Source organism: Streptomyces sp. HNM0575, assembly GCF_012726265.1.
GTDB lineage: Bacteria > Actinomycetota > Actinomycetes > Streptomycetales > Streptomycetaceae > Streptomyces.
The window spans coordinates 72278-84529 of sequence record NZ_JAASAG010000005.1 but is presented as its reverse complement, the minus strand read 5'-3'; the positions used below and the strand labels follow the sequence as shown (position 1 = coordinate 84529).

General features: G+C 70.1%; 9 protein-coding genes. 1 reads left to right on the top strand and 8 read right to left on the bottom strand.

Features of this window, described 5'->3' with window-relative positions; translation table 11 throughout:
- Positions 1–68: 68 nt before the first annotated feature.
- Positions 69–1352 carry a DUF4192 domain-containing protein gene (locus HCC61_RS14045; RefSeq protein WP_169135775.1) on the bottom strand — a complete coding sequence of 428 codons (1284 nt, stop codon included), beginning with the start codon at positions 1350–1352 and terminating at the stop codon, positions 69–71.
- Positions 1353–1491: 139 nt separating this feature from the next.
- On the opposite strand from HCC61_RS14045, the gene HCC61_RS14040 reads away from it, so the two are divergent.
- Positions 1492–3678, top strand: coding sequence for a RecQ family ATP-dependent DNA helicase (locus tag HCC61_RS14040; protein WP_169135774.1), 2187 nt, complete (start codon positions 1492–1494; stop codon positions 3676–3678).
- Positions 3679–3810: 132 nt separating this feature from the next.
- Here the strand turns inward: HCC61_RS14040 and HCC61_RS14035 are convergent, their stop codons facing one another.
- The 7 genes from HCC61_RS14035 to nrdR form a co-directional block, all read right to left on the bottom strand.
- On the bottom strand, positions 3811–4236 hold the full coding sequence (locus HCC61_RS14035; protein WP_346777189.1) for a hypothetical protein: 426 nt from the start codon (positions 4234–4236) through the stop codon (positions 3811–3813).
- 279 nt (positions 4237–4515) lie between these two features.
- A complete protein-coding gene (locus tag HCC61_RS14030) occupies positions 4516–5211 on the bottom strand; it encodes a ribonuclease HII (RefSeq protein ID WP_169136032.1) in 696 nt (231 codons plus the stop codon).
- A 415-nt stretch (positions 5212–5626) separates the two neighbouring features.
- Entirely contained in the window at positions 5627–6286 is a 660-nt protein-coding gene (locus HCC61_RS14025; RefSeq protein WP_169135772.1) for a histidine phosphatase family protein, read from the bottom strand.
- A gap of 27 nt (positions 6287–6313) precedes the next feature.
- The gene (locus HCC61_RS14020; RefSeq protein WP_169135771.1) at positions 6314–6922 is read right to left on the bottom strand and encodes a YdbC family protein; all 609 of its coding nucleotides are present in this window, start codon (positions 6920–6922) and stop codon (positions 6314–6316) included.
- An 89-nt stretch (positions 6923–7011) separates the two neighbouring features.
- Complete coding sequence (locus tag HCC61_RS14015; RefSeq protein ID WP_169135770.1) at positions 7012–7893, bottom strand: NAD(P)H-binding protein; 882 nt, start codon at positions 7891–7893, stop codon at positions 7012–7014.
- Between the two features lie 332 nt (positions 7894–8225).
- Positions 8226–11132 carry a vitamin B12-dependent ribonucleotide reductase gene (locus HCC61_RS14010; RefSeq protein ID WP_169135769.1) on the bottom strand — a complete coding sequence of 969 codons (2907 nt, stop codon included), beginning with the start codon at positions 11130–11132 and terminating at the stop codon, positions 8226–8228.
- 145 nt (positions 11133–11277) lie between these two features.
- A complete protein-coding gene (nrdR, locus tag HCC61_RS14005; RefSeq protein WP_169135768.1) occupies positions 11278–11907 on the bottom strand; it encodes a transcriptional regulator NrdR in 630 nt (209 codons plus the stop codon).
- Positions 11908–12252 lie beyond the last annotated feature (345 nt).

The window sequence follows — 12252 nt, the reverse complement described above, 5'->3', positions numbered from 1 at the left end:
TCCGGCACGGGCCGGGGCTGGAGATGAGCGGCGTCTGCAAAGAGTTGAACGGCTGACCCGCATGCCGGTCACGGCGCACCACACGCCGCGGAGCCGGCGGGTCCGCGCTGCTCCTCCGCGCGGCGCGCTTCCCGTTCCTTGCGCATGCACCGGCGCAGAGGCTCCGGATCCACGCCCTCGTTGAAGGCGCGGTGGAGCAGCCGGGCGAACATGTAGCCGGGGTCGGTGCGCAGGGCGCGGTCGAGTGCGACACGGGCCGCGGGCCGGTCCCCCGACGACCATGCGACCCATCCCGCGAGCGTCAACGGAGCCGCCGCGTGCTCGCTGTACGGTCCGACGCAGCGCCTCGCGAGGGCGCGCCAAAGCCGCAGCGCGGGGCCGCAGTCGGGGGCCTCCATCCACTCGGCGGCTCGGTCGCGAGTCCTTCGGTCCTGGAGACCGAGAATCATCGCCGCCGCATCCTCATCGCTGAGCAGCCCGTCGTCATGGGCGTCGGCTAGGCGGCTGTCGCTCTGGTCCTGGACGGCCTCCCCGAACCGGGCCATCAGTGAGGAGGCCAGCCGGAGCGTCCGGGCTCTCACCTCCGCGCAGCCGTCGGGGGCCAGCATGCGGGGGACGAGAGCCGAGCTCGCGGAGTCGAGGGCCTTCCTTTGAGTCTCGGCGGCGTCGCCCCCGAGCGCAGTGAGCCTTCGCTCCATCTCCCGCAGAGAGCCCCGCACTTGGATTCCCGCGTAGGCGGCAGCGGCGGCCATCGCCGATGTGCCGGTGCCGCCGAGCGGCCGCCCCTCCTTCGGACAGCAGCCGGCATCGGGGCAGCAGTACGACCAGTAGTGGCCGTCGGACAGGCACAGCGCCTCGTACACCGGGATCTCACGCTCTCCGCAGGCCGTGCGGAGCGACTGGGCGAGCGGCCGAAGCCGTTTCATCACCTCCTCCCGCTTCCGGCCGGGCTCCGGGTCCTGGCAGAGGAAGAGGATGGCTCCGTCGGGTCTCCGGCCTCCGGAACCCGCTTCGCCTTCGCCTTCAAGGCATGCCGCGACCTGCTCGGAGACGGCCGGCCACTCGTCGTCGGCGGCGGGGATGCCGATCCTGATCCGCCCGCCGAAGCGCCCGCGCGAGCCGTGCAGGGCGACGACCACGATGGAGTCGTCGGGATAGAAGCCGAGCAGATAGGGAAGCGCGTCGGCCAGCTCCGCGGGGCTGCGCAACGCGACCTGGTTCTTCGGCTCGTCCGGTGCGGGAAGCGGCACGGGCCGGGCAGCGAACCTGCCTGCCGGCTGGGCGCAGGTTTCGTCGTCGCCGTCGGCTCGGCGTCCGTGAGGTCCGTGGTGTGCGTTGTCTCGCTGTGTCATGACGCAACCGTGCAGGGCGCGCATCGAAGTTCGTCATCAGTTGTCCATAGGCGCCCTGTCTTGTACGGATGTCGTACCGACGAGCGGTTTTCCACAGGCGCGTTGGCCGGATGAGTCCGGCATCCGGTTGCATGGAGCCATGAACGACACGGAGCTGCGTCTCAAGGCCGATACCGTCCTCGCCCGCCTCGTCGGCGGCCCCTCGGGCGCGGCCCGGCTGCGCGACGACCAGTGGCGCGCGATCGAGGCGCTGGTCGCGGACCGCCGGAGGGCGCTCGTGGTCCAGCGCACCGGCTGGGGCAAGTCGGCCGTCTATTTCGTGGCCACGGCGCTGCTACGTGCCGCGGGCCAGGGGCCGACCGTCATCGTCTCGCCGCTGCTCGCCCTCATGCGGAACCAGGTGGCGGCGGCAGAGGGGGCGGGCATCCGCGCCGCCACCATCAACTCCTCGAACACGGAGGAGTGGGAGGCGATCCGGTCGGAGATCGCAGCGGGCACCGTCGACGTGCTGCTGGTGAGCCCCGAGCGGCTGAACAATCCGGACTTCCGGGACCAGGTGCTCCCCGAACTCACCGCGGCCACCGGCCTGCTCGTGGTCGACGAGGCTCACTGCATCTCCGACTGGGGCCACGACTTCCGGCCCGACTACCGGCGGCTGCGCACCATGCTCGCCGAACTGCCGGCAGGCGTCCCGGTCCTGGCCACCACCGCCACGGCCAACGCGAGGGTCACGGCGGACGTGGCCGAGCAACTGGGCACGGGCGCGCCGGTGGACGCGGACGCCGGGAACGGCGGGGGCGCGCTCGTGCTGCGAGGATCCCTGGAACGGGAGAGCCTGAGCCTGGGTGTCCTGCGGCTCCCCGACGCCGCCCACCGGATGGCCTGGCTGTCCGACCACCTGGAGAAGCTGCCTGGCTCGGGCATCGTCTACACGCTGACGGTCGCCGCCGCGGAGGAGGTGACCGCGTTCCTCCGCTCGCAGGGCCACACCGTCGCCTCCTACACAGGCAAGTCGGAGAACGCCGAACGGCAGTCCGCCGAGGCGGATCTGCTGGCCAACAGGGTCAAGGCTCTCGTCGCCACATCGGCCCTGGGCATGGGCTTCGACAAGCCCGACCTGGGCTTCGTCATCCATCTCGGCTCCCCCTCCTCCCCCATCGCCTACTACCAGCAGGTGGGCCGGGCCGGCCGTGGTGTGGAGCATGCGGAGGTGCTGCTCCTGCCGGGCCGTGAAGACGAGGCGATCTGGCGCTACTTCGCCTCGCTCGCCTTCCCCGCGGAGGACCAGGTGCGCCGGACCCTCGATGTGCTGGGCGAGGCGGACCGTCCGCTGTCGCTTCCCGCACTGGAGCCGCAGGTCGAGCTGCGTCGGTCGCGTCTGGAGACCATGCTCAAGGTGCTCGACGTGGACGGCGCGGTGCGCAGGGTGCGTGGCGGATGGACGGTCACGGGCAGGCCGTGGGAGTACGACGCGGAGCGGTACGCATGGGTGACACGCCAGCGTGAATCCGAACAGCAGGCCATGCGGGAGTACTCGGCGGCCACGGGCTGCCGTATGGAGTACCTGCGCAGGCAGCTCGACGACGAGGAAGCGGCGCCGTGCGGCCGGTGCGACAACTGCGCGGGCCCAAGGTTCACCACAGACGTCTCCGCCGGCACTCTGGAGGCTGCACGCGGTGAACTCGCCCGCCCGGGAGTCGAGGTCGAGCCCCGCAAGATGTGGCCGACGGGGCTGCCCGCGATCGGTGTGGACCTGAAGGGGCGCATCCCCGCCGGCGAACAGGCCGCCACCGGCCGCGCCTTGGGAAGGCTCTCGGACATCGGCTGGGGCAACCGGCTCCGTCCGCTGCTCTCGCCGCAGGCGCAGGACGCCGAAGTGCCAGAGGACGTCGTCGGGGCGGTCGTGGATGTGCTCGCCGACTGGGCCAAGGCGCCGGGCGGCTGGGGCACGGGAGCGCCGGACGCCGCGGCCCGGCCGGTCGGTGTGGTCACGATCGACTCGCGTACACGCCCCAGGATGGTGCAGTCACTGGGCGAGCGGATAGCGCAGATCGGGCACATGCCGCTGCTGGGCACGGTCACTTACGCGGAAGACGCCCCGCCGGTGGCGCCCGCCCGCAGCAACGGTGCACAGCGTCTCCGCACCCTGCACGGTGCGTTGACGCTTCCCGCTCCGCTGTCGGAAACCCTGGCGGAGGCGGGCGGACCGGTGCTGCTGGTGGACGACTTCGCGGAGACCGGCTGGACGCTTTCCGTGGCGGCGCGGCTTCTTCTGCGTGCAGGAGCGCACCGGGTGTTGCCGCTCGTGCTGGCCGTTCAGGGGTGACGGCACCGCGGGAGCACGATGCACCGCCACCGGCTCGGTAGCTGTGTGGCGGCCGGTCGCAGGTCGCGCTCCCGGGACGGCAGCACCGAGCCGAGGCGGGAGGGCTACGGCCCGCCCGGAGTGGCCGTCGGCTCAGAGCAGTTGCCGCAGTCGCTGCGGGTCGCCGCAGACGATCAGGCTGCGCCCGGCCTTCGCCAGCGCTGCCGGCAGGGCTTCGGCGGCCTGTGCGTCCGTACCCCCGTTGACGGCGAGGACGACGACCGCCCTCCGCCCGACGCGGGACAGAGCCGAGGTGTGTACGCAGAAGACGTCCTCACCATCGGCAAGTTGACGCCAGTAGGCGTCCTCACCGAAGGAGAGCTCGTGCTGGGCCCAGGGATGCTGTTCGCCCGTGGTGACAACAAGGACGTCTCCGGGCGCTGTGCCCTCGTCAAGCAGCTTGTCGACCGTCTCATCGGCCTCGTCCACCGCCGTCGCGTCCGTGGCGGTGACCAGCTCGATCTGTGCGGCTGTACGGGCGGGCGCGGCAGGGGTCCGCTGCGGACCGCCTGTCCGCACGGTGCCGGGCCTGCCGGGGGTCGGTCCCTTGCTGTCCGCGCGCGGCTGCGCGGGACGCGAGGGGGCCCGGGGTCCGGGAATGGGTGCTGCGGGACGGGAAGCCTGCGGAGTTCGGGTCGCTGCCGCGGAGGTGCGGTTGCCCGGGATGCTCTCCTGAATCTGTGGCTCCTCGGGTATGAGAGGCATGAGGTGATGTCTATCAAACGTGGGCGCGAGCTGCCCAAGCGGGTTCGGCCAGGGAATTCCCTGCCCACGGCTGGCGCACCGGCGCGGGCGTCGTCAGAAGAAGCCCATCTGCTCGGCGGACGGGGTGTCTTCGTCCGCCACGACGCGAGTGCGCTTGAGATGCTGCCAGCGCGGCAGGGCATCCATGAAGGCCCACGACATCCGGTGGTGGGGCGTGGGCCCGAGCGCCTGAAGCGCCGTCTTGTGCACGGGCGACGGGTATCCGGCGTTGTCCGCGAAGGCGAAGTCGGAGTGGTCCGTGCCGAGTTCGGCCATGAGGGCGTCCCTGCGCACCTTGGCCAGCACGGAGGCCGCGGCCACCGAGATACAGGACTGATCGCCCTTGATCACGGTACGCACCTGCCACGGCGTCCCGAGGTAGTCGTGCTTGCCGTCGAGGATCACCGCGTCCGGACAGACGGGCAGGGCCTCCAGGGCGCGCGTCGCGGCCAGCCGGAGCGCCGCCGTCATGCCCAGTTCGTCGATCTCCTCGGAGGAGGAGTGGCCGAGGGCGTGCGCCGTGACCCAGCCGTCGAGGAGTTCGGCGAGTTCGGTACGCCGCTTCACGGTCAGGAGCTTGGAGTCGGTGAGCCCCTCCGGCGCCCGCCGCAGCCCGGTGATGGCAGCGCACACGGTGACGGGTCCGGCCCAGGCTCCCCTGCCCACTTCGTCGATCCCGGCGACCACCTTGGCGCCCGTCTTGGCACGTATCGACCGCTCGACGCGGTGAGTTGGAGGCGTGATCGGCATGGCCGACTCAGCGTAGCGCCGGCCCTCGGCCTCGTGCTCGCCGGGGCCGCCGCTCGGTTCGCTGTCGCTCAGTTCGCTGTCGCTCAGTTCGCTGCCGGACTCGTCAGGCTCGGTGGCGTCGTGCGCGCGCCCTCCGCTCGCGGGAGCGGCACCGTCGTGCCCGTCAGCGTGCCGTTCTCCCCCGCGGTCGTCCCACGCGTCCCATGTCGCCTGCGGCGCATGGGACTTGTGCTCCGGCTCGTTCAACTCGTCGCCGGATGCGTGGCCCTGGGATCCGGCGTCCTGGGATTCGGCGTTCATGATCAAGCGCTCGGGGTGCGTCGTCTGGTTCTGGTCCTCCACGTGCTCCGCCCCCGGGTGCCGCCCGCGCGGCGAGCAACTGCCGCCGCGACCGTGGGCGCCGGGCCCGGTGACGTCACGTACAGCTTCCGTACGAGCGCGGTGTGCACCATTGCTCGAAGGGACGATCGAGGTGGTAGCGCCCGTCCTTTCCCAGTTCCAGCGTACGTGTCTCCGCGTTCCCCGGATTCGACAGCGACTCGAATTCCGCCACCGTCCAGTGCAGCCAGCGCATGCAGAACAGCCGCATCGTCAGCCCGTGCGTCACGATCAGCACATTGGGCGGATGATCGGGCTTCTCGAAGCTGCGCCAGAGACTCTCCAGGAAGGCCCCCGCCCGGTCGTAGACGTCCGCACCGGACTCGCCCTGCGCGAAGCGGTAGAAGAAGTGCCCGTAGGCGTCCCGGTATGCCTTCTGCTTCCGTACGTCCTCGCGATCCTGCCAGTTCCCCCAGTCCTGCTCGCGCAGGCGCGGCTCCTCCCGTACCCGCAGCAGCTGCGGATCGAGCTCGAAGGCGGCGAGGGTCTGGTGGGTGCGCCGGTACGGCGAGACATAGGCGGAGATCCGCTCCCGGCCGAAGAGTTCACGCAGCCGCTCCCCCGTGGCCCTGGCCTGCCGCACTCCCTTCTCGGTCAGTGCGAGGGCGTGGTCGGGCACACGCTCGTAGATGCTGTCGTCCTCGTTCCCCTCCGACTCTCCGTGCCGGACCAGGACGATTCGTCTCGGTCGTGCCATGCGGCAAGCCTATGGCCCCGGCGGAATTCAGACGGTCCAGGAGGGTTCGAGATCGATCACGTCCCCGGCGATTCCGGTCACATCCGCTCCGAGCTGAGCACGGAGTGCGAGCCGTTCCACGCGTTCCGTGCGGTACTTGCCGTGCTCCGCCGTCGAATCCCACATCGACAGCACCATGAACTCGTCTTCGGCCTGCGCCTGCGTGAACACTCCGCGCAGCATCCCCGGCGATCCGGCCATCGCCGGGTTCCAGACCTTCTCCTGCATCAGCGTGTAGTGCTCGATGCGGTCGCCGCGGACGCGGCAGTGGGCGACGCGCAGCAGATCGGCGTCCGCGAAGACGGGCCGGAAGCCGGTCTTCACGTCGAAGCGGTACTCGAAGAGCCGCACCCTCATGTCTCTGTACGTGCCGACCTGGGCGGCGTGCAGCCGGTCGTGGGAGCGCGCCATGAAGGAGTCGTAGAAGGCACGGCTCTCCCAGAAGCCGAAGAGGTGCGCCACACCCTCCCTGGCACGGCTCCATCCACCGCCCTGACCCCGGAAACCAGGCTCGCCGAGCAGCCCAGCCCACTTCCGCTGCCCCCGCTCGAAGCCCCGACGATCCACGACGGTGCAGCGCATCCACTTGACCAGCACCGCGCCATCGTACGGCCAACCGGGTGACGATCCGTACGCGCTCGCTGCCGCCGCAGCGGAGATCGTGCCCGCCTGTCAGAGGGCCGTACTCACCGTGTGCGCCGGGCCCGTTGCGACGCGGCGGCACCGACCAGGTACTCGGCGTAGGTGGTCCGTCCCACAGCGTGTGCGGGCGTCAGATGGTGTCCGGACCTGTACGCGTGCGCGGCCTTGCCCGGGAGGGGCACGGGCAGCAGCGGACGCCGGCGGCCGTACGCGCGCAGAGTCAGCTGAGCCAGTTCACGCGACGTACGCACCTCGGGACCGCCCAAGTCCGCGACCCTGCCTGCGGGTTCGCCGACCGCCAGTTTCGCCAGCCGTTCCGCCACCTCCTCCACCTCGACGGGCTGGAAGGAGAAACCGGCGGGGAAGAGGGTGACCGGAAGCCACCGCTGCGCAGTGGTGAGGCGGGCGATCAGATCGTGGAACTGAGTGGCCCGCAGCACGGTCCACGGCAGCCCGCTGTCCTGGACGATTCCCTCCGCCTCGGCCTTCGCCCGGTAGTAGAAGAACGGCACACGGTCGACTCCCACGATGGAGATATAGACCAAGTGCTGGTCTCCGCCCGCCCGTTGGAGCGCCTCGATGAGGTGGCGGGTCCCCGCGACGTCCTTTCCGGTCCCGGTCGTGGCGCAGTGGACGATGCTGCCCACTCCCGCCACCGCGGCGTCGAGCCCACTTCCGGAGGTGAGATCGCCGGTGGCCCACTCCGGCTCCGGCGCATCCCCGCCTGCCTGTGCCACGGTCCCCTCAGCAGGTCCGCCGTCGTGCGCTCCCTGCTGCGGAGCGACACCCGGGCCGGGCCGGCGGCTGAGCATCCTTACCGCGTGCCCGGCGCTCAGCAGTCTCCGTACGACGGCCCGGCCGAGCGTGCCGGTGCCTCCCGTGACGAGGACCGGGCGGTCGGCCGTGTTGCTCTCTTCCCTGCTCATGACCCTCCGGTCCTCATCCCGCTGTCCGGTCCCTCAGCCCGTGCCGACCGGTCCGAAGCAGCACCGTAAGCCCGGGGACCGTTGCCGACCAGGCGGGCCCGACGGCTCCGTACGGACCCATCAGGCGTCCACGAGTCCACTCCGGCACGAGTTCATCTTCCGTGCGCGCCGCGCCCTCTGCACACGGGGCGCAACGCCCGCGCGCACACGCACCGGCATCCACCCGCACACGTACCGTGCCCGAGCACCGCAGAAAAAAGGCGGGGACCGGCATTTGCCGGTCCCCGCCCGTCGGCCATCAGTCAGGCCTCACTCGTCGGCCGCCGCGCGGATCAGCTGCATCCGCTGGTCGAACCGCAGCCCTCGCACAGGTAGCAGCTCCCGGCCCGGCGCATCTTCGTACCGCAGGAGAAGCACAGCGGCGCGTCGGCGTTCATCCCGAGCTGCATCTCCATCAGCTCCGTGGAGCTGTGGGCGCCGCCCGGCGCAGGAAGGGCGGCCTGGGAGTCGCTGATCCCCTCGGCCCTGGCCTCCTCCTTCGCCTCTTCCTTGGCCTTCTCCTTCGCCTCCTTGACCGTCTCGGACTTGGGCGCGGACTGGGCGAGGCCCTCCACGTCGAGTTCGTCCTCGGACGGTTCGTACGACCCGGTCTCCAGGTGACGCTGACGCTCGCCCGCCGAGTGGATGCCGAGAGCGGAACGCGTCTCGAACGGCAGGAAGTCCAGGGCCAGTCGGCGGAAGATGTAGTCGACGATCGACTGTGCCATCCGCACGTCCGGGTCGTCCGTCATGCCGGCGGGCTCGAAGCGCATGTTCGTGAACTTCGAGACGTACGTCTCCAGCGGCACCCCGTACTGAAGGCCGACGGAGACGGCGATGGAGAAGGCGTCCATCATGCCCGCGAGGGTCGAGCCCTGCTTGGACATCTTCAGGAAGACCTCGCCCAGCCCGTCGTCCGGGTAGGAGTTCGCCGTCATGTACCCCTCGGCGCCGCCGACCGTGAAGGACGTGGTGATGCCGGGGCGGCCCTTCGGCAGCCGCTGCCGCACGGGCCGATACTCCACGACCTTCTCCGGCTCGGGCTCGGCCTGCTCCTTCTCCTCCTTGCGCTTGGCGGACAGGGGCTGGCCCACCTTGGAGTTCTCGACGTAGACGGCGAGTGCCTTCGTGCCGAGCTTCCAGCCCTGGAGGTAGATCTCCTCGACGTCCTCGACGGTGGAGGACGAGGGCATGTTGACGGTCTTGGAGATCGCGCCGGAGAGGAACGGTTGTGCTGCGGCCATCATCCGGACGTGTCCCATCGGGGAGATGGAGCGCTCGCCCATGGCGCAGTCGAAGACGTCGTAGTGCTCGGGGCGCAGACCCGGCGCGTCGATGATGTTGCCGTGCTCGGCGATGTGCTCGACGATCGCCTCGACCTGCTCCTCCTGGTAGCCGAGCCGCTTGAGCGCCTTGGGCACGGTGTTGTTGACGATCTGCATCGAGCCGCCGCCGACCAGCTTCTTGAACTTCACCAGGGCCAGGTCGGGTTCGACGCCGGTCGTGTCGCAGTCCATCATCAGGCCGATGGTGCCGGTCGGAGCCAGCACGGATGCCTGCGCGTTGCGGAAGCCGTGTTTCTTGCCGAGGCGCAGCACGTCCTGCCAGGCCTCGGTGGCCGCCGCCCACACCGGGGTGTCCAGATCGTCGGCCCGGTCGGCCGCGTCGTTGGCCTCCGAGTGCTGCCGCATGACGCGGTTGTGCGCCTCGGAGTTGCGCGCATAGCCCTCGTACGGGCCGACCACACCGGCGAGTTCGGCCGAGCGCCGGTAGGAGGTGCCGGTCATCAGCGAGGTGATGCTGCCGGCCAGGGCGCGCCCGCCGTCCGAGTCGTAGGCGTGCCCGGTCGCCATCAGCAGGGCGCCGAGGTTGGCGTAGCCGATGCCCAACTGGCGGAAGGCGCGGGTCGTTTCACCGATCTTCTCGGTCGGGAAGTCGGCGAAGCAGATGGAGATGTCCATCGCCGTGATGACGAGCTCGACGACCTTCGCGAAGCGCCCGGCGTCGAAGGACTGGTGGCCTTCATCGTCGTCGCGCAGGAACTTCATCAGGTTCAACGAGGCGAGGTTGCAGGACGAGTTGTCCAGGTGCATGTACTCGCTGCACGGGTTGGACGCGGTGATACGGCCCGTCTCCGGCGCGGTGTGCCAGTGGTTGATGGTGTCGTCGTACTGGATGCCCGGGTCGGCACAGACGTGCGCGGCCTCGGCCATCTTGCGGAAGAGCGCCTTGGCGTCGGTCTCGTCGACCAGCTCGCCCGTCATCCGGGCGCGAAGCCCGAACTTCGAGCCCGATTCGACCGCCCTCATGAACTCGTCGGTCACGCGCACCGAGTTGTTGGCGTTCTGGTACTGGACGGAGGCGATGTCGTCGCCGCCCAGGTCCATGTCGAAGCCCGCGTCACGCAGCGCGCGGATCTTCTCCTCCTCCTTTACCTTCGTCTCGATGAAGGCCTCGACGTCGGGGTGGTCCACGTCGAGCACGACCATCTTGGCGGCGCGGCGGGTGGCGCCGCCCGACTTGATGGTGCCGGCGGAGGCGTCGGCGCCGCGCATGAAGGAGACCGGCCCGGAGGCGTTGCCGCCGGAGGAGAGCAGCTCCTTGGAGGAGCGGATGCGGGAGAGGTTCAGGCCCGCGCCGGAACCGCCCTTGAAGATCATCCCCTCTTCCTTGTACCAGTCGAGGATCGACTCCATGGAGTCGTCGACGGAGAGGATGAAGCAGGCCGAGACCTGCTGCGGCTGCGCGGTGCCGACGTTGAACCACACCGGCGAGTTGAAGCTGAAGATCTGGTGCAGCACGGCGTACGCCAGCTCGTGCTCGAAGATCTCCGCGTCCGCCGGGGAGGCGAAGTAGCCGTGCTGTTCACCGGCGGCGCGGTACGTCTTCACCACGCGGTCGATCAGCTGCTTGAGGCTGTGCTCACGCTGCGGGGTGCCCACGGCGCCGCGGAAGTACTTGCTGGTCACGATGTTGGTGGCGTTCACCGACCAGGAGGCGGGGAATTCGACGCCGCGCTGCTCGAAGTTGACCGAGCCGTCGCGCCAGTTGGTCATGACGACGTCCCGGCGCACCCACTCGACCTCGTCGTAGGGATGCACCCCGGGGGTCGTGTGGATGCGCTCGATACGCAGCCCCTTCGTCGCCTTGCCGCCCTTCGCGCGGGAGCCGCGTGCCGGGCCGCTCGTCGTCTCTGTCATTCCGCCTCCCTTAACGGGCATAACGCCCCGTTGCGCCCCGAATCTTCCCGGGACACCTTGCTTGTTCCATGGCTCTCGGCGGCCCTGCGCCCCAGTGCGCACCACCGCCGGATCCGAAGGTCTTCGGTCTTCCCGACGCCGCCGGTCAGTCCGCGGCCGGTGCCGGAACCGGCGCTTCAGGGCTGCCGCCCGCGCCGTCCGCGCCGTCCGCACCGCTGTGTCCTCGGCCTCCGCGACCCGAGCGGGGCCCCTGGCCTGGAGCTTCCCGAACCGGGTCCCCGCCGTCTCCACCGCCCGCTCCGTCACCGGCGACGGGGTCGTCCTCGCTCGTGCGGGCCTCGCGCAGCTCCGTCACGGCGTCCTCGAAGTCCTCCAGGGACTCGAAGGCGCGGTAGACGGACGCGAAGCGCAGGTAGGCCACGAGATCGAGGTCCTGGAGCGGCCCGAGTATCGCCAGGCCGACATCGTGCGTGGACAGCTCGGCACTGCCCGTGGCCCGCACGGCCTCCTCGACCCGCTGGCCGAGCTGGGCGAGTGCGTCCTCGGTGACCGGCCGGCCCTGACACGCCTTCCGCACACCGGCGATCACCTTGTCCCTGCTGAAGGGCTCCGTGACGCCGCTGCGCTTGATCACCATCAGGGACGCGCTCTCCACGGTGGTGAACCGACGGGAGCAGTCAGGACATTGACGACGCCGCCTGATGGCGGTGCCGTCGTCGGTCGTACGGCTGTCGACCACGCGGCTGTCGGGGTGCCGGCAGAACGGACAGTGCATTCTCCCCACCCTCCTGAGCCTGCGAAAGCCCGCTTCGTGCATGACTGTTGCGCCCTCGCGGGGACCTCTCAGAGGTCCGCGAAGTTGCCCCCAGCATAGTCCACGAACTTCCAACTAGGAGCAGGGGGACCACAACTTGTGGGTGGCGCGCGCCAATCTAACCACTAGATCTGGTGCTTGAGCGCAAGTTGAGGGAAAGCGTGTCGCCGGTACGCGGCAGCAAACAGGAGCGCGCGGCCTCCGATGCGGCCCTTACGGACGGGGAGCGGGCGGGCTCCCGACGGGATTCGCGGAAGGAACGAACGGGACACGTTGCGGGCCCGCCTGCGACACACTGTGAGGCGG

Excerpts from the sequence above, each read along its gene's own strand:
- nrdR (WP_169135768.1), bottom strand. The coding sequence starts at position 11,907 with ATGCACTGTCCGTTCTGCCGGCACCCCGACAGCCGCGTGGTCGACAGC.
- HCC61_RS14030 (WP_169136032.1), bottom strand. The coding sequence starts at position 5,211 with ATGCCGATCACGCCTCCAACTCACCGCGTCGAGCGGTCGATACGTGCC.
- HCC61_RS14015 (WP_169135770.1), bottom strand. The coding sequence starts at position 7,893 with ATGAGCAGGGAAGAGAGCAACACGGCCGACCGCCCGGTCCTCGTCACG.
- HCC61_RS14025 (WP_169135772.1), bottom strand. The coding sequence starts at position 6,286 with ATGGCACGACCGAGACGAATCGTCCTGGTCCGGCACGGAGAGTCGGAG.
- HCC61_RS14040 (WP_169135774.1), top strand. The coding sequence starts at position 1,492 with ATGAACGACACGGAGCTGCGTCTCAAGGCCGATACCGTCCTCGCCCGC.
- HCC61_RS14010 (WP_169135769.1), bottom strand. The coding sequence starts at position 11,132 with ATGACAGAGACGACGAGCGGCCCGGCACGCGGCTCCCGCGCGAAGGGC.
- HCC61_RS14045 (WP_169135775.1), bottom strand. The coding sequence starts at position 1,352 with ATGACACAGCGAGACAACGCACACCACGGACCTCACGGACGCCGAGCC.